Here is a 22,474-nt window from a genome sequence, read left to right as displayed (position 1 = left end):
TGACGGCGATGGTGGAGGTGACGATCACGACACTCCCAGCTGTCCGGAGAGCACCATGACGGCGGCTCCTCTCAGGACGATGTCCTCCTGGTGCGTCAGCCGCACGACGACGTCCTCGAACACGCCCTCGAGGGTGCGCGCGTGCAGGGTCTCGATGGCCGCGTCGATCAGGATGCCGTCGAGCAGTTCGCCCGGCCCTGAGAGCACGACCTCGGAGAGATCGAGCGCCGCCACGATCGGGGCGATGGCGATCGCCATGCGCGTTCCGGCATCGCGGAGGATCTCATCACGCGCATCGGGGTCGGCAGCGATCGCCGCGCCGAGGCGGCTCACACTGAGCCAGGCCTCGAGGCAGCCGTCCTTCCCGCAGGCACAACGCGGTCCGCCGTCGGTTCCGACGACGACGTGACCGATCTCCCCGGCCGCGAAACGGCTGCCGAGCAGCGGCTGGCTGCCGGTGATGAGACCTGCGCCGACGCCCTTGCCGATCTTGATCAGCATGAAGTCGGCCTTCGCATCACCGAAGGTGTACTCCGCAAGCACTGCCGCGTTGGCGTCGTTGCGGGCGAGGACCGGAAGGTCGAGGTCGACGCCGAGCTTCGCCTCGAGCGGGAAGTTGGTCCAGCCGAGGTTGGGCGAGCTGAGGACGAGGCCATCGGGGCGCACCACACCGGGCGTGCCGATTCCCACACCCAGCAGAGGCTGGGTCGATGCGGCGACCAGGGACTCGGCGAGCTCACGCAGTGCCGCATAGGCCGCCTCGCCATCGGGCGATTCCGGACGCGGCACCTCGCGTCGCTCGAGCACATCTCCATCGAGGCTCAGCACCGCGCCGGTGAAGGCGTCGGGTCCGGAGAGGTCGAGACCGACGATCTGATGCCCGAAGCGGTCGATGTCGATGAGGATCGGCGGCTTCCCCGGCCCGACGGCCTCGCGGACGCCCATCTCGATGACGATGCCGTCGGCGATGAACTCGGCGACGAGGTCGGAGATGGTGACCCGGGTGAGCCCCGTCTCCCGGGAGAGATCGGCGCGACTCATCGCTCCCGCGTGGTAGAGCGTCTGCAGCACCAGGGCACGGTTGTGTCCGCGCGCATGCTCGGGCAGCACCTTGGATCGCGAGCGCAGGTGGCGCCCTGGGCCGAAGGCGTGCGCATTCGCACCGACGTACTCTGACGGCGATGCGGAACGCTGTTCATCCGAAACGGACATGTTTGTTAGTAGACCTTACGAACAAAATTTGCGCAACCTCTGCTCGCGGACGCGCGAGGAGGGTTACCGAAACGTTACATTACTTTCGATCGTCGGTGACGGCCGTGTTCGAGCGCTCGATGAGACGCTCCACCAGCCCCGCGACGATCTGCTCCCGCGCCTCGATCGTGAGCGGCTTCCCCGGTACGCCGGGGCGGCGCTGTCCGGGCTCCGGCCCGTCAAGGGGACGATACCGCACCCCCACAGCTGCGAGGCGGCGCAGGTGCGTCGGCAGGCGCCGGCCGAAGTCGGCGTACGGCGCCGCATCGCCCCCCTCCCACAGTCTCTCGGCGATCGCCGAGAGACGGGGGAACATCGCGAAGTCGACACGATCCCTGGTCGGCAGGTGCTCGCTCCACACGTTCGCCTGACCGCCCACCGCGCCGTCCACGACGCGCAGCGAGTAGGCCCGTTCGATCGTCAGCGGCGGGCCGACCCTGATCGGCTCCTCCTCCGACTCCGACTGCGGGTAGTCGAGATACACCTCGAGGTCTGGGCACGCGACGACCTCGATTCCCAGACGCAGCGCCTCGCGCATCGCCGCAGGACCACGCCAGGCGAGGACGCGGACGCCGTCGGGGACATCCCCTTCGAGAACCTCGTCCCAGGCGAGGGCGGTGCGGCCACGGGCACGCACGTGCGCGACGAAGTGCGCCGTGAACCACGGCTGCACGTCGTGCGGTGTGGCGAGACCGAGCTCACGCATCCGTGCGGCGGCCGCCGGGCTCTGCGCCCACTCGGTCACGGGCACCTCGTCGCCGCCGATCCCGATCCACTCCGAGTCGAACACGTCGCACAGGGCATCGATCGCCGCACGCCCGAACGCCAGAGCGGCGTCCGTGGGGGCGAGGGTGCGCGGGTTCACCCCGAAGCGCTCCCAGGCGGACAGAACCGGTTCTCCGACGTCGACATTGCCGAGCTCGGGGTAGGCGGCGAGACCCGCCTGGATGTGCCCTGGCAGCTCGACCTCCGGCACGAGCGTCACGCATCGCGCGCGAGCGTAGGCGACCAGATCGCGCAATTCCGCCGTCGTGTAGAAGCCCTCATGCACGCCTGCCTCGACCGTCGACGACGGACCGTGCCCGAGCTGCGTCGCCTCTCGCCGCGCGCCCACCGCGGTGAGCCGGGGAAAGCCCGGCACCTCGAAACGCCAGCCCTGATCGTCGGTGAGGTGCAGGTGCAGGACGTTGAGGTGATGGTCGGCGAGAAGGTCGATGAGCCGACGGACCTCGCCGACGCTCCGGAAATGCCGAGCGACGTCGAGCATCGTCCCGCGCCAGCTGTACGCGGGTGATCCCGCCCAGACACCGGCGGGGATGAGCGCCGTCGCGGCATCCGGGTCGCGGAGCTGTCTCAGCACGGTCGCGCCCCGGAACACTCCGACGGGACTCGCGCCCGTGATCTCGACGCCGGAGGCGCTCACGGTCACCCGGAAGGCTTCGTCACCGATGCGGCCCGCAGCCGCGGACTCCGCTGCGAGGGCCTCATCGACCACCAGACGGATCGGCGCGCGTTCGTCGCCGCCTCCCCCGCCGCCCAACCACGCCACGGCTGCGCTGAGGTCAGGCGCGGTGGGATCGGGAACGGTGGGATCAGCCGCGGCGAGGATCGACGTCTGCGCGGTCCACAGGAAACCGGGGGCTGCCGGATCGATGCGCGCGTCGATCCGCGGCACCGTCGCACGGTGCGCCGGTGGCGGCATGCGCAGCGCTCGGCCGGGGGTGAGGCCGGTCACATCTCCGGCAGACACGACAGGAACCCCGCCGACGAGCACGTCGACGATGCCGTGCGGCGGGGTGAGAGGCGCCTCGAAGGTCGCTCCCGCCGCGATGACCTCGGGGTCGAACAGCACCAGGTCTGCGGTCGCTCCCTGCCGGACGATGCCGCGGGGGGCATCCCCGCGATCAAGGCCCAGACGCCTGGCGGGAGTTCCCGACAGGTGTCGGATCGCCTCCTCCCAGGTCAGGATGCCGAGTTCGCGCACGTAGTGCCCCAGGTACCGTGGGAAGGTGCCGCGCCCGCGCGGGTGCGGACGGGCGCCGATCAGGATCCCGTCGCTGCCGCCCGCGTGCTGCGGATGACGCATGATCGCGCGGACGTTCGCCTCGTCTCCGATGTGCATGAGGATCCCGGTGGCGCCGGCATCCTCGAGGATCGTGTCGAGCACGACGTCGACCGCACGGCGGCCGCTCGCGGTGGAGATCTCGGCGATGGTATGTCCGACGAGATCGGCGAGAGCGGGGTTCGCGGTGCCGGAGATCTGGATCTGCGTCCAATCGGCCCTCTCGCCGTGGAAGCCGTCGCAGCCGACCTCCTCGAGCTCGACGCGCACGGCCTCCCGGCCTGCGGCATCGAGTCCGGCGATGGCTCGCAGCAGATCGCCGGACGCCGCCAGTCTGCTCGGCAGCAGCGCGGAGAGGGTCGTGGCTCCGGGCAGGTACGGATAGGTGTCGAGTGTGACATCCACTCCATCCGCGATCGCCTCGTCGACCAGTGCGAGGAGCTCGTCCGCGCGGCCCCTGTTCGGGGCGAAGTTCATGGTGGCGTGGGTGAGATGCACGGGGCAGCTGGTGCGGCGACCGATGTCGAGCGCCTCGCGGTACGCCTCGAGAGCCCCTCCCCCGTAGCTGCGCGTGTGCGGCGCCCAGTATCCGCCGCGTTCGGCGACCACGCGGCACAGGGCCTCGAGCTCGGCCGTGTCGGCGTACATCCCCGGCGTGTAGGTGAGGCCGCTCGACATCCCGAACGCTCCCGCGTCCAGGGCCCGACCCAGCAGATCGGCCATCGCAGCGATCTCGGCCGACGTCGCCGGGCGGTTCTCATGGCCGACGACCATCATCCGCAGATTCCCCTGCGGGACGAGGACGGCGGCGTTCGCGACGGCTGCGGTGTCGATCGCCACGAGCAGATCGTCCATCGTCCGCCACGGCACCTCGGCAGGCGTCCCGTTCCACCCGGCGATCTGGGCGGGGATGACGGCGGCAGCGGCATCGTCGAGGGGCGCGTAGCCGAGGCCGTCCTGACCGAGCACCTCGGTCGTGACGCCCTGGCGGATCTTCGCATCGTGGGCCGCGCCGCTCAGCACGGCGAGCTCGCTGTGCGCATGCATGTCGATGAAGCCGGGGGCCAGCACGAGACCGTCGGCCCCGACCTCCACGGCGCCGTCGGGAAGCTCGAGCACCGGTTCCGCCGTGCCCTCGGGGATGATCGCGACGACCCTCGTCCCCTCCACCGCGACGTCGGCGACGTATCCCGGTGCACCCGTCCCGTCGATGACGGTGGCTCCGCGATAGACCCGCACGAGACCGGCGGCGGCCTTCTCCGCACTCAGAAGCATGTCGCCACCGCTCCGATCACCCGGGGGTCGGCCGCGTCGGGGTCGTCGATCACCGCGACGACGCGCCACTTGTCGAAGGCCGTGCACGGATGCGAGAGCCCCAACCGCACGACGTCCCCGACAGCGAGCGTCGCGTCATCGGCGAGGCTCAGGAACGCATGCTGATCGTTCAGTGCGGTGATCGCACCCTCCACGCTCTGCGGAGCGGGCAGATCGAGGTCGAACGGTACGTCGCGCCGACCGGCGTCGAGCAGCGCGAGGCCGTCTTCGGGCTGCGACACCACGCGCGACCAGGCGTGCATCGCCGAGCGGAGCGGTGCAGTCCCGGTGAGTGGTCCGAAAGGAGACATCCGGGAGTAGAAGCCGTCGTCGTGGATCTGGAAGGCGCCCGAGCGCAGCACGACATCCACGTCGGCGTCCGCCGTCCCGAGCACCGCCGCTGCACGATCGGGGAACGAGCTGCCTCCGGCGCTGAGCACAGGGCGTACGTCGTCGGGGTAGTCGAGGCGCGTGTGCAGCTCGATGAGCGTCCGCAGGTAGGCATCGACGGCGGCGACCGAAGTCTCGCTGCGGTCAGGGCCGAACGGCCCCTCGTATCCCGTGACGCCCGCGAGGCGCAACCCCGGGGCGACGGAGACGGCGTCAGCGATGCTCTCCCCCTCTGCCACCGTGCGTGCTCCGGTGCGACCGTGTGCGCCGCCTAACTCGACCAGCACGTCCAACGGCCGCGACGCATCACGCATGCCCCGCTCCAGGATCGCCACGCCGTCGAGGGAATCCGCCCAGCACAGCACGCGCAGCTCCTCATCGGCCCCGAGCAGCTCTCCCAGTCGGCGCACCGCGGCAGGGTCGGTGACGGCATTCGCGATGAGCACGGTCGAGACGCCGGCATCGACAGCCACCTCGGCCTGCCAGGGCGTCGCCACGGAGATCCCCCACGCGCCCGCGTCGAGCAGACGTTGCCACAGCGCCGGCGCCATGGTCGTCTTGCCGTGCGGAGCGAGCAGCACGCCTCGCTCCTTCGCCCAGGCGAAGACGGTCTCCTCGTTGTGCGAGAGGGCTTCCTCATGCACGGTCAGCACCGGGGTGACCAGGTCGGAGAGGTGCAGGCCGGCATCGGCCACCTCCGAGAGGCGGAGTCCCGCGGCATGCGCCGGGAAGCCCTTCGTCCAGGCGCCGAGAACGGGATCCGGAATTTGTAGAGGCATCTAACAATGCTACTAGGCTGGCGGCATGACCGCGAAGATCCGAGTTTCCACCGACGCCGCCCCCGCCCCCGCCCACACCTTCTCGCAGGGAATCCGCAAGGGCCCGTTCGTGCAGGTGTCCGGCCAGGGCCCCGTCGATCCGAAGACGAACGAGTACCTGTTCCCCGGAGACGTCGCCGCCCAGACCACCCGCACGCTCGAGAACGTGAAGGCGATCGTCGAGGCGTCCGGCGCGACGTTCGACGATGTCGTCATGCTGCGCGTCTACCTGACCAAGCGCGAGGACTTCCCGATCATGAACGACGCCTACGGCGCCTTCGTGACCGCGCACACCACGAACGGCGTCCTGCCCTCGCGCACCACCGTCTTCACCGGTCTGCCGCGAGAAGAGATGCTGGTCGAGATCGACGGCATCGCCATCGTCGACTGACCTCCGCGGCGCGGGGAGGCACGTTATCACGGACCGTTGCCTCCCCGTTACCTGCCATCCCGTACCATTGAACGTCAGGACACGTTTGAGAGCCGGGGGGTGAAGTTCGTGACCGATCTGATTTCTGCGCCGGGCGCAGCAGCCGAGGCGCATGGAGATGACTCCGCGCCCACCGCAGTACCCGCACCGACGGACCTTCCCACCGAGACCGTTCCGCCGACCACCGGCGACCAGCCGCTGGCCTGGGCACCGGTCGAACCGACTCCCAAGAAGCGTCGACTCGGTCTCTGGATCGGCCTGGGCCTGGGCGTCGTCGCCCTCGGTGCCGGTGCCGCATCGATGATCCTCATCGCACCGGGTACGACGGTCGCCGGCATTCCCGTCGGGTGGATGACCCCCGGGGCCGCTGCCGATGCGATCAGTTCCCACCTTGCTGAAACCGAGATCACCCTCACCGGCGACGGAGATGGCACCGTCCTGACCGGTGCCGACCTCGGGGTGAACGTCGACGCGACCGCTCTCGCAGACAAGGCCTTCGCCGAGCACCCGCTCTGGAACCTCGGCGCGTGGATGGGTGACCCCGTACCCGCGGAGATTGCATTCGACTCCGGGAAGGCGACCGCCGCACTGCGCAGCGCAGTGCCGACCAGCTTCGACGACCCTGTGGACGCCGGGGTCGTCTTCGACGCCGCCAGCGGCACCTTCGTCATCACGCCGGCCGAATCCGGAACCGGGATCGATGTCGCCGCCCTCAACGCCGCCTTCACCGCGGCGGTCGGCGAAGGCCGCACCACGCTCGAGTACTCGGGCGATGCCGCCGAGGCACAGCCCGCCGTCTCTGACGACGACGCGGCGGCCACCGCCACGGCGCTCAACACGATGCTGCCGACGGTCGGCTTCTACGTCGGCGAGGAACGCGCCGTGCCCGTCGACCCCGCAGTCGCCGCCTCTTGGCTCACGGTTTCCGACGACGACGGCCAGCTGAGCATCACGGCCGACCCACAGGCGATCCAGGCGACCGTCGATGGTCTTCCCGCTCTCGTCGACCGCGCCCCGGTCAATGCCACCAACATCGTCGACTCGGCGGGCACCGTGCTGCGCGCTGAGCAGGAAGGCGTCGCGGGCCGAGCAGTGGGAGACACCTCGGGTATCGCCGAGCAGTTCGCCGACCAGTTGGCCGCCGGCAACGGCGTTTTCGCGCTCTCCGTCACCGAGACGCCGTTCGAGACCGTGAGCCTGTTCCGCCGCATCGACATCAACCTGAGCTCGCAGCGGGCCGTGCTCTACGAGAACAACGTGGTCGTGAACTCCTGGGCTGTGTCGACCGGCCTTCCCGGAACGCTGACGCCCACGGGCAACTTCAAGGTCTTCGCGCACACCCGCATCCAGGACATGGGCTGCTACCCGGGTGCACCGTACTGCACGAAGGACGTGCCCTGGATCACCTGGTTCGCCCCGAACATCGGATTCCACGGCACCTACTGGCACAACAACTTCGGTCAGCGGATGAGCCACGGCTGTGTCAACCTGCCGATCGACCTCGCCAAGTACGTCTACGACTGGTCTCCCAAGGGCCTCGAGGTCTCCGTCCACTACTGACGATTCCCGTCCCTTCCTGACCGAACCGGCGGAGGGGCGCGTCCCCGGTGTGTTCTCGGGAGTGCTCGCGCTCCCGGTCACGTCGAGACCATCGACCGGAGGACGGCGCCCTGGGTAGCCGGTGCGCGCCACGCGTACCGGTCCGGGCACGAAGAAGGGGGCGGATGCCGCAGCATCCGCCCCCTTCTCGTCGGCTCAGCGCAGTTCGTCGACGATGCCGTTCAGCGTCCCGGACGGACGCATGACGGCTTCGACCAGCGAGTCGTCAGGACGGTAGTAGCCGCCGATCTCGACCGGCGTACCCTGCACCGCGTTGAGCTCGGAGACGATCTTCTCCTCGTTCTCGGCGAGCGTCGCGGCGATCGGTGCGAAAGCCGCCGCGAGGCCGGCATCCTTGGTCTGCTTCGCCAGTTCCTGCGCCCAGTACAGGCCCAGGTAGAAGTGGCTTCCGCGGTTGTCGATCGTGCCGAGTGCGCGACCCGGCGAACGGTCCTCTTCAAGGAAGGTACCGGTCGCTGCGTCGAGGGTCTCTGCCAGGACACGGGCCTTCTCGTTGCCCGTGCGGTCGGCGAAGTGCTCGAGCGACGCGGCCAGCGCGAAGAACTCACCGAGCGAATCCCAACGCAGGTAGTTCTCCTCGACCAGCTGCTGCACGTGCTTGGGAGCCGAGCCGCCCGCACCGGTCTCGAACAGACCACCACCGGCGAGCAGCGGCACGATCGAGAGCATCTTGGCGCTCGTGCCGACCTCGAGGATCGGGAACAGGTCGGTCAGGTAATCACGCAGCACGTTGCCGGTGACCGAGATCGTGTCGAGCCCGTGGCGCATGCGCGCGAGCGTGTAGCGCGTGGCCTCCTCGGGCGCGAGGATCGTGATCGTGAGGCCCTTGGTGTCGAGCGTCGCGAGCCCCTGGTGCACCTTGGCGATGATCTGCGCGTCGTGCGAACGGTTCGCGTCGAGCCAGAACACGGCGGGGTCGCCGGTCGCACGGGCACGGGTCACTGCGAGCTTGACCCAGTCCATCACCGGGATGTGCTTGGTCTGCGTCGCACGCCAGATGTCGCCCTTGCCGACCGTGTGCTCGATGAGCACCGTGCCCTCACTGTCGAGCACCTGCACGATGCCGTCTGCCGCGATCTCGAAGGTCTTGTCGTGGCTGCCGTACTCCTCGGCCGCCTGTGCCATGAGCCCCACGTTGGGAACCGTGCCGATCGTGGCCGGGTCGAGCGGGCCGTTCGCGATCACGTCGTCGATCACGGCCTGATAGACGCTCGCGTACGAGGAGTCGGGGATGACGGCGAGCGTGTCTGCTTCTTCCCCGTCCTTGCCCCACAGCTTGCCGCCGTTGCGCACGAGCGCGGGCATCGACGCATCGACGATCACATCGCTCGGCACGTGCAGGTTGGTGATGCCCTTGTCGGAGTTCACATACGACAGACGCGGCCCCTGGGCGATGGCCTTGTCGAAGGCGGCGGCGATCTCGGCGCCGTCCGCGACGTTCGCGAGCCCCGAGAGGATCGAGCCGAGGCCGTCGTTCGCGCTGAGACCGGCGGCGGCGAGCTTGTCGCCGTACTGCGCGAACACGTCTGCGAAGAACGCCTTCACGACATGACCGAAGATGATCGGGTCGCTGACCTTCATCATGGTCGCCTTGAGGTGCACGGAGTACAGCACGTCGTCGGCCTTGGCCGCCTCGAGCGTCTCGGCGAGGAACGCGTCGAGCTCCGTGGCGGAGAGGAACGTCGCGTCGATGATCTCGCGCGGGAGGACCTTGAGCCCCTCCTTCAGGACCGTGACCGTTCCGTCCTCCGCCGTGTGGCGGAAGCTCAGCACGTCGTCGTGTGCGGCGACCCAGGAGCGCTCGTTGTGCTTGAAGTCGTCGTGACCCAGGGTCGCGACGCGTGTCTTCGAGCCCGCGGCGAACGGCTTGTTGCGGTGCGGATGCTTCCTGGCGTAGTTCTTGACCGCGAGCGGCGCACGACGGTCGCTGTTGCCCTCACGCAGCACCGGGTTCACGGCGGAGCCCTTGATGCGGTCGTAGCGGGCGCGGACGTCCTTCTCCTCGAGCGAGGACGGCTCGTCCGGGAAGTCGGGGATGTCGTAGCCCTGCTTCTGCAGTTCGGCGATGGCGCCCTTCAACTGCGGGATGGACGCCGAGATGTTCGGCAGCTTGATGATGTTCGCCTCGGGGAGCGTGGCGAGTCCGCCGAGCTCGGCGAGCGAGTCGCCCACCTGCTGCTCCGGGGTGAGCTTCTGCGGGAAGGCGGCGAGGATGCGGCCTGCCAGCGAGATGTCGCGCGTCTCGACCTCGATGCCGGCCTGGCCGGTGTAGGCCTGGATGATCGGGAGGAACGAGGCGGTGGCCAGCGCCGGTGCCTCGTCTGTGTACGTGTAGATGATGGCGTCGTCGGTCACCGGGAGGTACTCCGTTCGCGGGGAAATTTGTCTCGATACCAAGATACCTGAGCCGGTCTGGCACTGCGGCCTCGGCCCACGACCGGTGGCCACCCCGTATCGACGAACGGCCAGAGCGCAGCGAAATGTTGTCCGGAAAGGTGTCGCGCCTGCCGGGAGGGGTTAGCCTGGGTCCATGTCCGAACTGCGCATGGTCGAACTCTCCGCTGCGACGATCGTCGCCGTGAACAACCTGTCGCTCAAGCCCGGACAGGAGCAGTTCCTCGCTCCGGTCTCCTACGGGATCGCAGCGACCGTCATCAACCCGCAGACCTCCTGGCAGCGGGTGATCCTGGATCGCAACGAAGTCGTCGGCTTCGTGAGCGCCAACTTCGACTCCGAAGCCCCCGAGGAGCACTTCCGCTCCGTGCTGTGGCGGATCAACGTCGATGCCGACGATCAGGGCCGCGGTGTCGGCCGGTACGCGGTCGAGGCGCTCGTCGATGAGGCCCGCGAGCGCGGCGTCGACCACGTCAACGTGATCTACGAGGCCGGCGAGGGCGGTCCGGAGACCTTCTTCCACCGCGTCGGCTTCACTCCCGTGGGCGAGACCGCCTACGGTGAGGTCATCGCCGAGATCCGGGTCACGACCTAGACCGGGCGGCGGGGTCTCGAATCCCCTCCCCCATCGAGACCTCGTCGCCCTTTCACAGGGCTGTGGGGAGCGCTCTCACGACATCATCATGTGCCGTCGGGCCGTCACGCCCACGACTCAGGGCCGTTCGTCCGGCTTGCCCCCGGGCTTGCGCCGACCCGTCCATGACGAGAGGACGGCGGCGGCCGCACCGGCCGCCCGGTCGATGGCTTCCGCGGAGCGATTGAGCATGTCCTGTGCCGCATCCTGCCAAGCCGGCGCCGCCGGCGCCTCCCCCGCCTGCACTCTCGCTGAGTGCTCGGCCGCCTCGAACGCGCGCTCGAGCTCGGCGACGGCATCGCGATAGGCGGCGAACTCCGCCGGAGTGATACGCCCGGCCGCCGCGCGGCGCATCTCTGTCGCGTTGCCTGCGGCACGGAAGTAGGCCGCCGTCTCGGGAGTCTTGACATCGGTCATCGCCGGGTAGGAGATCTGCAGTGCGGGATCTGTCTCGTAGCGCATCCACCGCGCCGTCACGGCGTCGTGAGCGGCATGCAGTCGTTCGAGAGGGCGAGGCTCCGACGCCGAGGGCACCGCGGCCCGCGCAGCGTTGAGACGGACTTGACGGGCGCGGACATCGGCCGAGGCCGCTTTCGCATCACGCTCCCGCTCCTTCAGCATCCGTCGCGCTCCGGCCACCTGTTCGGCCGTCGCCCGCTGGGCTGCGCGCTCGGCGGTGACACGGGCCAGATCGGCGCGTGCGATCTTCCAGGCGGTGCGCTTCTCGGCCGCGGCCAGCTGTGCCTCTCTGAGATCATGCCGTGCGGCATCGACCGCGAGGCGGCGCCCGCTCACCGTGCTGTTGCGACGACGCATTCCCATCACCCCCACCGTTCCCGCGGCGACCGCCGTCGGCGCGATCCACCACCACTCGGCAGCGAGCAGCAACGGGTCCATACATCGATGCTACCCACGCACCGCGCTCGATGCGCGCCCCCGGCGTTCGCCCACGGTCTCGACTGCTGCGGCCGTGATCGCCCCGTCTCGACGACGAGGACGGGTGTGGCCGCAGCAGTCGAGAGGGCGTTCAGACGAGCGTCTCCTGCCACGCCGCGTGCAGTTGTGCGAACTTGCCGGTTCCGCCGATGAGCGCGGCGGGGGTGTCGTCCTCGATGATTCGACCGTGCTCCATCACCAGCACCCTGTCGGCGATCGCGACCGTCGACAGGCGGTGCGCGATGATGATCGCGGTGCGGTCCTTGAGCAGCGTCTGCAGCGCATCCTGGATCAGTCGCTCGGATGGGATGTCCAGCGACGCCGTGGCCTCATCCAGGATGAGCACCGCCGGGTCGGCGAGGAAGGCCCTGGCGAACGAGATGAGCTGACGCTGACCGGCCGAGACCCGACCGCCGCGCTTGTTCACATCGGTGCCGTAGCCGTCGGGGAGCGACGAGATGAACCCGTCGGCACCCACGGCCCGCGCCGCCGCCTTGATCTCGTCGAGCGTCGCCTCCGGCTTACCGAGAGCGATGTTGTCGGCGACGGTCCCGCTGAACAGGTACGCCTCCTGCGTGACCATGACGATCGCGCGGCGGAGATCCTTCGGGTGCAGCGAACGCAGGTCGACACCGTCGAGGGTGACCCGTCCTTCGGAGGGGTCGTAGAACCGCGAGATGAGCTTGGCCAACGTGGACTTGCCTGCGCCGGTCGTGCCGACCAGAGCGATCGTCTGCCCGGCGGGGATGTCGAGCGAGAAGTTCGGAAGGATCGTCTTCTCGCCGTTGTAACCGAACGTCACCTCATCGAACTCCACGTGCCCGCGAGCTTCCCAGAGGTCGATCGGCTTCTCGGGATCCGGAACCGTCGGCACCTCCTCGAGCACGCCCGACACCTTCTCCAGTGCGGCCGTGGCCGACTGGTACGAGTTCAGGAACATCGCGATCTCCTGCATCGGGGCGAAGAAGTTGCGCACGTACAGCACTGCCGACAGCAGCACGCCGACGGTCAATGCCCCCTCGGAGACCCGGATACCGCCCCACAGCACGACGATGCCGAGCACGAGCGCCGCGACGCCCATGAGCCCGGGCTCGAACGTGCCGAACAGCAGCATCGAGCGACGGTTGACATCGCGATAGTCACCGGCGATCTCCTGGAAGGCCTTGTCGTTGCGCGGCTCCTTTCGGAAGGCCTTCACGGCCCGGATGCCGGTCATCGTCTCGACGAACTGCACGATCACCTTCGCGCTGATCACCCGCGACTCGCGGTAGACCAGCTGCGAGCGCGAGTAGAACCACTTCATCAGGAAGAACAGCGGTACGCCGCCGATCGCCAGGATGAGGCCTGACTGCCAATCCCAGAAGCACAGCGCGATGAAGGTGAAGAGCCCGAAGAGCACGCCGGAGACGAGCTCGTTCAAGCCGCCGTCGAGGAGCTCCTTGATCGAGTCGAGGTCACTGGTCTGGCGCGAGATGATGCGCCCCGACGTGTATGACTCGTGGAACTCCAGGCTCAGGCGCTGGGTGTGCAGGAAGATGCGCTTGCGCAGGTCGAGCAGCACGGCCTGGGTGAGCTTGGCTGCGATGATCACATACCAGGCGATCAGCACGGCAGCGAATGCCCCCGCCAGCAGGTAGATGCCTCCGATCATGAAGGTGGGCATCCAGTCGGCCCGGTCGATGGCCGCGGGCAGCGCACGATCGAGGCCGATGCTGATGAGGATCGGGCCGGCGACCTGGAGGGCGGTCGACACGATCAGCACCGCAGCGGCGAGGACGATCCTCGGCTTCAACGGGCTGACCAGGGATCCGAGCAGTCGGAGGGATCGCCGACGGATCTCCCGGCTCTCTTCGCGGGTGTACTCGGAACGATCCTCGTTCTGGGTTCCGGTGACGGCGGAGCTCATCGCTGCACCTCCTTCTCGGTGATCGGGTCTTCGTCGGGCGCCTGCATCCCGAGGCCCTCGCGGACCTCTTCGTCGATCTCGGCCTGTTCATCGCGGATCACGGGGATCGCGCCGGTGCGCGCGGCCTCCTCCGCCTCCAGGCTGGAGATGACGTGGCGGTAGTGCCGGCTCGTCTTCAGCAGCTCGGAGTGCGTCCCCACCGCCGTCACGCGGCCGGCCTCCAGCAGGGCGACGCGGTCGGCGAGGGCGACGGTCGATGGCCGGTGCGCCACGATCATGGCCGTGGTGTCGGCGAGCACGTGCCGCAGCGCCTCCTCCACCAGAGCTTCGGTGTCGACGTCGAGCGCCGACAGCGGGTCGTCGAGCACGAGCACCTTCGGCTTCGCCGCCACAGCGCGGGCGAGGGCGAGCCGCTGACGCTGGCCGCCGGAGAGGCTGAGCCCCTCTTCGCCGATCACCGTCTCGACGCCGTCGGGCAACGCGTCGACGAACGCCGCCTGCGCGACGTCGAGAGCTTCGCGCAGCACGCGCTCGCCCTCATCGCTGTGCACGTCGAGCTCGGCACGCCCGAGCAGCACGTTCTCACGGACCGTCGCCGAGAACAGCGTCGCGTCTTCGAACGCCATGGCGATGTGCTGACGGAGCTCGGCGAGCGGAAGATCCCGCACATCGACGCCGTCGAGGGTGACCTTGCCGCCCGTCACGTCGTACAGACGCGTGGGCAGCGTGGTGAGTGTGGTCTTACCGCTGCCTGTCAGGCCCACCAGCGCCATGGTCTCGCCGGGGCGCAGCACCAGGTCGATGCCGTCGAGCAGGTCGCGCTCGTGGGCACCCGCGTCCTGATAGCGGAAGTGCGCGTTCTCGAACGCGAGCTCCCCGCGCGGGTTCTCGATGTGAACCGGATTCTCCGGGTCGGTGATGGTGTTGGTCTCGGAGAAGATGTCGAAGACGCGGTCGGTCGCCGTGCGCGCGTCGAGCATGAACGAGAACAGGAAGCCGATCGACTCGATGGGCCAGCGCAGCACGACCGCCATCGCGAAGAAGGCGAACAGCTGCGCCTCGTCGATCTGGCCCACGGAGATCAGCCAGATGCCGGACATCAGGCTGAGGCCGAAGGCGATCTGCGGCATGAGGTCGAGCCAGAACCAGATCGACGCGATCGCACCGGCCTTGCTCATCTCGGTCTCGCGCAGGGTCTCAGCCTGGCGGCTGAAGCGGCTGAGGGCGTGCTTGCCACGACCGAACGCCTTCAGCACGCGGATGCCGTGCACGCTCTCCTCGACGCTCGTGGCGAGGTCGCCGGCCTGGTCCTGGCTGCGGCGGGTGAGCGCGCCGTAGCGCTTCTCGAACAGGTAGCCGCGGATCCACAGCGGGATCGCGGTCACCAGGAAGATCGTGCCCAGCAACCAGTGCCAGCGGAAGAGCAGCACAGAGCCGATGATGATCGTGAGGATGTTGACGACCAGCAGCACGAGGCCGAACGCGAGCCAACGGCGGATGAGACCGATGTCCTGCATCATGCGGCTGAGCAGCTGCCCGGAGCCCCACCGGTCGTGGAAAGACACCGGGAGCGTCTGCAGGCGCGAGTACAGCTCGGTGCGCATCTTGTACTCGACCTCTGTCGAAGGGTTGAGCACGAACTGGCGTCGCAGCCACACCATCAGGGCCTCGCCGAGGGCGAGGGCGAAGACGGCGACGGCTCCCCAGACGATCGCACTGATCTCACCGGAGCGCACAGGGCCGCTGATGATCTGCTCGAGCACGATCGGGATCATCAGAGCGATGACGGCGGCGATGAGCGCGCTGGCTGCACCGCCGGCGAGCCGCCAGATGACGGGCTTCACGAAGGGCTTCAGACGCCACAGTGCGGCCGGAGTGGAAAGGGTCGATGAGGGCGAGGGATTCTGCACGGAAGGCGAGGAAGACATGTCTCTCAGACGAGTTTCGTATGGAAAGCGATTGCGGAAGGGGACGGATACGAGAGCGGACTCATGGAGTCCGGCATCCGACGAAGAAGGGGCGGGGTGGCTCTAGGAGAGCGGACGCGCCGGGGTCGAGCCGAGAGCTGCGATCCGCGCGGTGGCGATCGTGGTCATGGTGTCCTCCTCAGGGGCTCGGCGATGTCGTCCGGTTGGCGCGACAGCCCACCAGCCTATTGCTGTGAACCAGCTGAATGCAAGAGTCATTCCCGATTCGTCGACCACGGTCGTCGACCCGCGTGGGAGACGAGATACGGAGAGCCTCAGACGTGGGCTGCGGTTCCGAGTCCGGATCGGAGGAAGCGCTGCAGGTTGCCACCGAGGACGGCGAGGATGTCCTGCTCCTGCCAGCCACGACGCACCAGCGCCTCGGTCACGAGCGGGAGGCCTGCCGGGCCCTCGAGGCCCGGCAGGTACCGATCGGCCGGCACCCCTTCGATCGTCGTCTGCACGCAGCAGGGCGCCGTGGTGTCTTCCAGCACCTCACGGACGAAGTCCGGCCCCATCCCGACGTGTTCGATGCCGGCGACCGACACCACGCGTTCGAAGTGGTCGATCAGCGCGTCGATCGTGTACGCGCTCTCATGCAGGTACGGAGCGAAGAAGTTGACGCACACGACTCCCCCGCTCTCGGCGACCCCGGCGATCTGCGCATCTGTGAGGTTGCGGTGGTGGTCGAACAGCTCACGGGCCGAGGAATGCGTGGCCATCACCGGTCGCGTGGCAAGCTCCAGCACGTGGTCGACCCCGCCCGCACCGAGGTGGCTGATGTCGAAGATCATCCCGATGCGCTCCATCTCGGCGAGTGCCCTGACGCCGGTTCGCGTCAGTCTGCTGCCCGCGGCATCCTCACCGCTGCCGTCGGCGAACGCGCTGCGCCCGAAATGCGCCACCGATCCGATGCGCACCCCGAGCCGGTGCACCGTCTCGAGCATCTCGACGTCATCGGCGATGCCGGGCATCCCCTCCAAGGCGAGCACCAGCGCGATGCGCCCCTCGCCGATCACCCGATCGATGTCGTCGCCGTCCCGGCACAGACCGACCGCATCTGCGTTGCCCTCTGCCAGCCGGTGCGCGGCCTCGATCATGCGGAGGGTGCGACGCAAGGCCCCCTCCGGGCGATACACGTCGTCGATGAACACCGGCAGCACCTGCAGACCGACACCACCGTCGTGCAGCTGGGGAAGCCACTGGGCCCGGAAGTAGTCCGACCACTCATCCGCCGGGCGGCTCGCCACCGAGCAGAGCAGATCGTTGTGCGCGTCGGCGACGACGGCGCGGCGGTGGAGGGCGAGTGCATCGTTGGCGGTCACGGGACGAGCCTATGGCCGCATCGGTCCGGATGCTTCGTCGACGGGCACCACGACGACAACCCATCGTGGTGCCCGCGACTCAATGCGCGCGGCTCTCGCGCACGAGCAGGCTCTCTTTGACGTCGATCCCCCAGGCGAATCCGCCGAGGGTGCCGTCGGTGCGCAGCACCCGATGGCAGGGGACGAACAGCGCCGGTGCGTTGCGCGCGCAGATGGACGCAGCCGCGCGGACGGCACGGGGGTTGTCGAGCCGGGTCGCGAAACCCGTGTACGTCAGAGGCTCGCCCGGCTCGATCGACCGCAGCGCAGACCATCCGGCGAGCTGCAGGGCTGTTCCCGTCTGCTTCACGGCGACGTCGTCGATGGCGGAGAGGTCGCCGGCGTAGTACGCGAGCGCTGCAGCTGCGGCGTCCGTCTCCCCCTCCCGGAGGTCTTCAGGGCGGTTCGCAGCAGACAGGCGGTCGAGGATCGCCTCGACATCGGACGTCCATCCGGAGGACATCACGCGCTGGCGGTCGTCGGCGAGGATCGTGAAGGCGCCGTCCGGCGTCTCGATGGTCTGGATGAGGGCGGTCATGGGGTCTCCTTCGTTGTCGTGTCTTCCGTGGGGGTGGAACGTGCAGCGGCTGACGACGCGCGCCGAGAAGCTACGGGGCGCACGGGGGCAGCGCGCCAGAGGTGTGCGCTGAGATAGCTGCGCCAGGGGGCGGTGCGCTCGGCCCAGAGCGTGAGCGGGCGCGCTTCGCCCGGCAGGCCGGAAGCCGCCGCACCGGCGCGCAGCGCGACGTCGCCCGGCAGCAGGACATCGGGGTCGCCGAGAACGCGCATGCGCACATAGTCAGCCGTCCAGGGCCCGATCCCCGGCATCGCCAGGAGCGCGGCACGCTGCTCGGCGCCGTCGTCTCCGACCGTGAGCCGAAGGGAGCCGTCGGCGAGCGCGGCGGCAGCACCGGTGATCGCGCGGATGCGGGCAGCCGGGCCGCGCAGCACCTCGGCACCATGCGCGGCGATGGCGGACATCGTGGGGAACAGCAGTCCGCTCTCGGTGCGCTCCCCCAGCGCCTCGGTGAGCGCGGTGAGCGCGGTACGAGCCGCGACCACGGTGATCTGCTGCCCGACCATCGCGCGGATCAGCATCTCGTGAGGATCGGCCGAACCGGGCACCCGGATGCCGGGGGTACGCGTGACGAGGGGGGCGAGCTCGGCGTGCGCGGAGAGCGCCTCATCGATCGCCTGCGGATCGGCATCGAGGTCGAAGATACGCCGCACGATCGACACCAATGGGGCCAGATCTCCCAGCCGTGCGACTCGGGCGCGCAGGTGCAGACGTGCCGCATCATCCTGACGCACCTCGAACCAGGCGGGACCGCCCGGCATCCGCAGGTGCCGAGAGAACGACGTCGACGTCGTCTCCTCGATACCGGGAACGGCACGTGCCGCCATCCAGGCGAAGATGCCACTCGCATCGAGCGGCCCCCGATACGGCAGCACGAGGTCGATCGCGCCGGGAACGGCTGAAGCCGGCAACCGACGACGCGCCCTGAGCTCGCCCGGCGTGAGTCCGAAGACCTCGCGGATCGTGTCGTTGCACTGTCGGATGCTGGCGAACCCGGCAGAGAAGGCGACGTCGGAGATCGGCATGTCTGTGCCGACCAGCAGCATCCGCGCGGTGTGCGCCCGATGGGCTCGGGCCAGCGCGAGCGGGCCGGCACCCAGTTCGGTGGTCAGCAGCCGCGTGAGGTGCCGGCTGGAGTATCCCAGCCGCGCAGCCAGCCCCGGAACGCCCTCGCGCTCCACCACGCCGTCGGCGATCAGACGCATCGCCCGCGCAGCCGTGTCGCCACGGATGTCCCACGCAGGAGACCCGGGCGCCGCCTCGGGCAGGCATCGCTTGCACGCCCGATACCCGGCCTCGTGAGCCGCGGCGCTCGTCGGATAGAAGGTGACGTTCTGCGGCTTGGGCGTGCGGGCGGGGCAGCTCGGACGACAGTAGATCCCGGTCGAGCGCACGGCCGTCACGAACTGCCCGTCGAAGCGGGTGTCGCGCGCGCTGATCGCGCGGTAGCGCTCGTCGAAGTCGATCACGGGGAAGCTCATGCCTCCACTGTGTCACGCCCCACCGACTTCGACTGGCGGAAATCGGACATGACTGTGATCAGGCGGATCGCCGCTCCTGTCAGCGCTCCCGTCGCGCTCTCCGGCTGATCGCGCGCAAGGGTTCGGTGAGCTTCCAGCTCGCGCTGCCGCGCAGCGATGCGAGCGCATCATCCCGTGCCACGATCACGTCGGAGAGACGCACACGCTCCGTCTGCAGGGTCTCCACGACGTCGTGGAGGGACTCGACCTCCGCTTCGAGGTGCGGGATGCGTGCCACGTGTGCGATCAGCGCGCCGAGGCGCTCGAAGTCCGCGCGGATGCGGCCGGCGACGAAGTCATCCGCCTCGAAGAGCGCGCGGAGCGGGTCATGGACGACGTCGCCGACGGCGAGCACGCCGAGACCGTGCCCGTGCTCGAAGGCGAATGCACGCCCCGGTTCGGCGATCTCCGCCCAGAGGCGCCAGACTCCGAAATCGTCGCGTCGTTCGGCGATGTCGTGGAAGAGGATCACTCCCCCGTCACGGACCGTATCCCGCCACTGCTCGTAATCTTCGCGGACGTCCTCATAGCCGTGGCGTCCATCGATGTGCAGGAGATCGACGGACGCCACAGCAAAACGTGGACGCGTGTCGGAGAAGTAGCCGCGGTGCAGTTCGACACTCGACGCATAGTCACTCTCCGCGATCGATCGAACCGCCTCGTACGTGGAGTCGTCGTAGAAGCCCGCGTGATCGTCGCCCTCCCAACTGTCCAGGGCGTTGATCGTGACCGTGTGCCCCAACCGCTTCGCCGCCTCGGCGAAGGCGAAGCACGAGAAGCCGTTGTGCGTGCCCAACTCCGCGAGGTCGCGCGGACGCAGCACGTCGATCAGCCAGGCGGCGAACGCTCCGTGGGTGATCCATGCCGAATCCACGAAGTGGGCCGGCAACCAATAGGAAGTCGGCCTCAGCCACGGAACCGTCGCCGTGCCTTCGCTTGACGTCACACGCGTCTGTGCTTCCATACTGTCGCCCCATTGCCCCCAGTGAACGGCCAGTATATAGGTCGAGCGTCCGAGGCGAGGCCGGGACGCGTTCCCGGGACGAGGTGTGCGCTCAGTGGAAGAAGTGACGCTCCCCGGTGAAGAACATCGTGACGCCCGCCTTGCGAGCCGCGTCGATGACCTCCTCATCACGCACGGAGCCGCCGGGCTGCACGATCGCCGTGACTCCGGCATCGATCAGCACCTGGGCGCCGTCCGCGAAGGGGAAGAACGCATCGGACGACGCGACCGATCCGGCGGCGCGGTCTCCTGCGCGCTCGACCGCCAGGCGGCACGAGTCGACACGGTTGACCTGGCCCATGCCGACGCCGACCGTGGCGTTGTCCTTCGCGAGCACGATCGCGTTCGACTTGACCGCGCGGCACGCCTTCCACGCGAAGATGAGGTTCTCCATCTCCTCGTCGCTCGGACGCTCGCCGGAGACGAGTTCCCAGTTCTTCGCGACGGAGACGATGTCGTCGGGGAAGCGGTCGGCGTCCTGCAGCAGCAGTCCGCCGGAGACGAGACGCACATCCATGCGCTCCTGCTGCCAGTCCTCGGGCAGCTGCAGCAGACGCAGGTTCTTCTTCGCCTTGAACACCTCGAGCGCTGCCGGCTCGAACGATGGCGCGACGATGACCTCGGTGAAGATGTCCTTGAGGTTCTCGGCCATCTTCAGAGTCACGGTCCCGTTGGCCGCGATCACTCCGCCGTAAGCGGAGACCGGGTCGCACTCGTGCGCGCGCAGGTGGGCGCTGGCGATCGGATCGAGCGCGTTCGGCGCGGTGGTCGCGATGCCGCACGGGTTGGCGTGCTTGATGATCGCGACGGCCGGCTTGACCATGTCGTAGGCGGCACGCAGCGCAGCATCCGCATCGACGTAGTTGTTGTACGACATCTCCTTGCCCTGCAGCTGGGTCGCCTGGGCGATGCCGTGGCCGCCGGCGCGGGTGTAGATCGCGCCGCGCTGGTGCGAGTTCTCGCCGTAGCGGAGGGTGGCGAGGCGCTCGGCCTGGATCGTCAGGTGGGTCGGGAGGTCGCCGTCGTCCTGCAGCGTGCCCTCGGCGAACCACGATGCGACCGCGGTGTCGTAGGCGGCCGTGTGCGCGAAGGCACGGGCGGCGAGCTCGCGCCGCTGCGATACCGAGGTACCGCCCTCGGCGATCGCCGAGATGATGCCAGGATACGACTGCGGCGAGACGACGATCGCCACGTTGGCGTGGTTCTTCGCGGCGGCGCGCACCATCGCAGGTCCCCCGATGTCGATCTGCTCGACCACGTCGTCGCCCACGGCGCCGGAAGCGACGGTCTCGACGAACGGGTAGAGGTTCACGACGACGAGCTCGAACGGCGTGATGTCGAGTTCGGCGAGCTGACGCTCGTGGTCCTCGAGACGCAGGTCGGCGAGCAGACCACCGTGGATCTTCGGGTGCAGCGTCTTGACGCGACCGTCGAGCATCTCGGCGACGCCCGTGACGGCGGCCACGTCTGTGACCGGGAAGCCCGCCTCGCGGATGGTCGAGGCCGTCGAACCGGTCGACACGATCTCGACACCGGCATCGGCGAGTGCCGCAGCCAGGACGAGCAGGTCGGTCTTGTCGCTCACCGAGACGAGCGCGCGCCGGATCGGCACGCTGTCGCGATCGCGGTAGAGCGTGGGGTCGTGGCGGGGGCCGGCCATGATGGGCTCCTTCGTGCGGGGGCGTCGGGTGGAGGGGGTCAGGAGGAAGTGCTGAGGACGAGGTCGCCGGTGGCGATCCCGCGGACGACGTCGATGAGCAGTCGACGTTCGACGGGCTTGATGCGCTCGTGGAGGCTGTGCTCGGTGTCGCCGTCGAGGATCGGGATGCGCTCCTGGGCCAGGATGGGCCCCGTGTCGACACCGTCATCGACGACGATCACGCTGGCGCCGGTCTCGGCCGCACCGGAGGCGAGCGCATCGCGGACGCCGTGCGCCCCCGGGAACTCCGGCAGGAATGCGGGGTGCGTGTTGATGAGGCGCGGCGAGTACTCCGCGACGAGCGAAGGCGGCAGCAGACGCATGAGACCGCTGAGGACCACGAGGTCGGGGTTCCAGACGGCGAGCTGGCGGGCGAGCTCTTCGCCCCACGCCTCGCGGCTCTCGTGCTCGTGCCACGGCACCGTGAAGCTGGGGATGCCGAACTCCTCGGCGTGGGCCAGCCCTTCGGCTTCGCGATCGGCACCGACGACGATCACCCTGGCGGGAAAATCGGGATGACGAGCGGCCTCGAGGAGGGCGCGAAGGTTCGAGCCGGTGCCCGAGATGAGAACGGCGACCGTGAGCACGC

The 22,474-nt window shown here is 68.8% G+C and carries 16 protein-coding genes; 3 read left to right on the top strand and 13 right to left on the bottom strand.

Translation table 11 applies throughout. The annotated features are described in order from the left end of the window. Nucleotides 1-24 precede the first annotated feature (24 nt). The 3 genes from ACIQLD_RS16955 to ACIQLD_RS16945 form a co-directional block, all read right to left on the bottom strand. A complete protein-coding gene (locus ACIQLD_RS16955; protein WP_402609859.1) occupies nucleotides 25-1,212 on the bottom strand; it encodes an ROK family protein in 1,188 nt (395 codons plus the stop codon). Nucleotides 1,213-1,291: 79 nt separating this feature from the next. Further along, nucleotides 1,292-4,588 carry a family 20 glycosylhydrolase gene (locus tag ACIQLD_RS16950; protein WP_402609857.1) on the bottom strand — a complete coding sequence of 1,099 codons (3,297 nt, stop codon included), beginning with the start codon at nucleotides 4,586-4,588 and terminating at the stop codon, nucleotides 1,292-1,294. Then, a complete protein-coding gene (locus tag ACIQLD_RS16945; RefSeq protein ID WP_402609855.1) occupies nucleotides 4,579-5,796 on the bottom strand; it encodes an amino acid deaminase in 1,218 nt (405 codons plus the stop codon). Before ACIQLD_RS16945 ends, ACIQLD_RS16950 begins: the two co-directional genes overlap by 10 nt. Before the next feature lie 25 nt (nucleotides 5,797-5,821). Between ACIQLD_RS16945 and ACIQLD_RS16940 the strand changes: the two genes are divergently transcribed. Together ACIQLD_RS16940 and ACIQLD_RS16935 are read left to right on the top strand one after the other, a co-directional pair. Further along, a complete protein-coding gene (locus ACIQLD_RS16940) occupies nucleotides 5,822-6,226 on the top strand; it encodes a RidA family protein (protein ID WP_402609853.1) in 405 nt (134 codons plus the stop codon). Nucleotides 6,227-6,334: 108 nt separating this feature from the next. Further along, nucleotides 6,335-7,825 carry a L,D-transpeptidase family protein gene (locus ACIQLD_RS16935; protein WP_402609851.1) on the top strand — a complete coding sequence of 497 codons (1,491 nt, stop codon included), beginning with the start codon at nucleotides 6,335-6,337 and terminating at the stop codon, nucleotides 7,823-7,825. Between the two features lie 195 nt (nucleotides 7,826-8,020). Here ACIQLD_RS16935 and ACIQLD_RS16930 read toward each other — a convergent pair whose 3' ends face one another. Beyond that, a complete protein-coding gene (locus ACIQLD_RS16930) occupies nucleotides 8,021-10,240 on the bottom strand; it encodes an NADP-dependent isocitrate dehydrogenase (protein WP_402609849.1) in 2,220 nt (739 codons plus the stop codon). Between the two features lie 175 nt (nucleotides 10,241-10,415). Between ACIQLD_RS16930 and ACIQLD_RS16925 the strand changes: the two genes are divergently transcribed. Continuing rightward, nucleotides 10,416-10,874, top strand: a complete 459-nt coding sequence (locus ACIQLD_RS16925; protein WP_387183025.1) for a GNAT family N-acetyltransferase — start codon at nucleotides 10,416-10,418, stop codon at nucleotides 10,872-10,874. A gap of 117 nt (nucleotides 10,875-10,991) precedes the next feature. Here the strand turns inward: ACIQLD_RS16925 and ACIQLD_RS16920 are convergent, their stop codons facing one another. From ACIQLD_RS16920 to purN, 9 genes are all read right to left on the bottom strand, one after another. Then, complete coding sequence (locus ACIQLD_RS16920; protein WP_402609847.1) at nucleotides 10,992-11,810, bottom strand: hypothetical protein; 819 nt, start codon at nucleotides 11,808-11,810, stop codon at nucleotides 10,992-10,994. A gap of 130 nt (nucleotides 11,811-11,940) precedes the next feature. Then, on the bottom strand, nucleotides 11,941-13,755 hold the full coding sequence (locus tag ACIQLD_RS16915; RefSeq protein WP_402609845.1) for an ABC transporter ATP-binding protein: 1,815 nt from the start codon (nucleotides 13,753-13,755) through the stop codon (nucleotides 11,941-11,943). Continuing rightward, nucleotides 13,752-15,683, bottom strand: a complete 1,932-nt coding sequence (locus ACIQLD_RS16910; RefSeq protein ID WP_402609843.1) for an ABC transporter ATP-binding protein — start codon at nucleotides 15,681-15,683, stop codon at nucleotides 13,752-13,754. Before ACIQLD_RS16910 ends, ACIQLD_RS16915 begins: the two co-directional genes overlap by 4 nt. A 314-nt stretch (nucleotides 15,684-15,997) precedes the next feature. Continuing rightward, entirely contained in the window at nucleotides 15,998-17,047 is a 1,050-nt protein-coding gene (locus ACIQLD_RS16905; protein ID WP_402609841.1) for a dipeptidase, read from the bottom strand. A 79-nt stretch (nucleotides 17,048-17,126) separates the two neighbouring features. Next, entirely contained in the window at nucleotides 17,127-17,624 is a 498-nt protein-coding gene (locus ACIQLD_RS16900; RefSeq protein WP_402609839.1) for a methylated-DNA--[protein]-cysteine S-methyltransferase, read from the bottom strand. Then, complete coding sequence (locus ACIQLD_RS16895) at nucleotides 17,621-19,144, bottom strand: DNA-3-methyladenine glycosylase 2 family protein (protein ID WP_402609837.1); 1,524 nt, start codon at nucleotides 19,142-19,144, stop codon at nucleotides 17,621-17,623. Before ACIQLD_RS16895 ends, ACIQLD_RS16900 begins: the two co-directional genes overlap by 4 nt. A gap of 79 nt (nucleotides 19,145-19,223) precedes the next feature. After that, nucleotides 19,224-20,129: a class I SAM-dependent methyltransferase gene (locus ACIQLD_RS16890; protein ID WP_402609835.1), complete on the bottom strand. Its 906-nt coding sequence runs from the start codon at nucleotides 20,127-20,129 to the stop codon at nucleotides 19,224-19,226. Nucleotides 20,130-20,238: 109 nt separating this feature from the next. Beyond that, nucleotides 20,239-21,846, bottom strand: coding sequence for a bifunctional phosphoribosylaminoimidazolecarboxamide formyltransferase/IMP cyclohydrolase (purH, locus tag ACIQLD_RS16885; protein WP_402609833.1), 1,608 nt, complete (start codon nucleotides 21,844-21,846; stop codon nucleotides 20,239-20,241). A gap of 38 nt (nucleotides 21,847-21,884) precedes the next feature. Beyond that, complete coding sequence (gene purN / locus ACIQLD_RS16880; RefSeq protein WP_402609831.1) at nucleotides 21,885-22,472, bottom strand: phosphoribosylglycinamide formyltransferase; 588 nt, start codon at nucleotides 22,470-22,472, stop codon at nucleotides 21,885-21,887. Nucleotides 22,473-22,474: the final 2 nt, after the last annotated feature.

The organism is Microbacterium sp. NPDC091662, assembly GCF_044756705.1.
GTDB lineage: Bacteria > Actinomycetota > Actinomycetes > Actinomycetales > Microbacteriaceae > Microbacterium.
The sequence above is the reverse complement of the archived record's forward strand: the minus strand, read 5'-3'. Positions and strand labels throughout refer to the sequence as shown.

Excerpts from the sequence above, each read along its gene's own strand:
- ACIQLD_RS16955 (WP_402609859.1), bottom strand. The coding sequence starts at position 1,212 with ATGTCCGTTTCGGATGAACAGCGTTCCGCATCGCCGTCAGAGTACGTC.
- ACIQLD_RS16950 (WP_402609857.1), bottom strand. The coding sequence starts at position 4,588 with ATGCTTCTGAGTGCGGAGAAGGCCGCCGCCGGTCTCGTGCGGGTCTAT.
- ACIQLD_RS16945 (WP_402609855.1), bottom strand. The coding sequence starts at position 5,796 with ATGCCTCTACAAATTCCGGATCCCGTTCTCGGCGCCTGGACGAAGGGC.
- ACIQLD_RS16940 (WP_402609853.1), top strand. The coding sequence starts at position 5,822 with ATGACCGCGAAGATCCGAGTTTCCACCGACGCCGCCCCCGCCCCCGCC.
- ACIQLD_RS16925 (WP_387183025.1), top strand. The coding sequence starts at position 10,416 with ATGTCCGAACTGCGCATGGTCGAACTCTCCGCTGCGACGATCGTCGCC.
- ACIQLD_RS16920 (WP_402609847.1), bottom strand. The coding sequence starts at position 11,810 with ATGGACCCGTTGCTGCTCGCTGCCGAGTGGTGGTGGATCGCGCCGACG.
- ACIQLD_RS16915 (WP_402609845.1), bottom strand. The coding sequence starts at position 13,755 with ATGAGCTCCGCCGTCACCGGAACCCAGAACGAGGATCGTTCCGAGTAC.
- ACIQLD_RS16910 (WP_402609843.1), bottom strand. The coding sequence starts at position 15,683 with ATGTCTTCCTCGCCTTCCGTGCAGAATCCCTCGCCCTCATCGACCCTT.
- ACIQLD_RS16900 (WP_402609839.1), bottom strand. The coding sequence starts at position 17,624 with ATGACCGCCCTCATCCAGACCATCGAGACGCCGGACGGCGCCTTCACG.
- ACIQLD_RS16895 (WP_402609837.1), bottom strand. The coding sequence starts at position 19,144 with ATGAGCTTCCCCGTGATCGACTTCGACGAGCGCTACCGCGCGATCAGC.
- purH (WP_402609833.1), bottom strand. The coding sequence starts at position 21,846 with ATGGCCGGCCCCCGCCACGACCCCACGCTCTACCGCGATCGCGACAGC.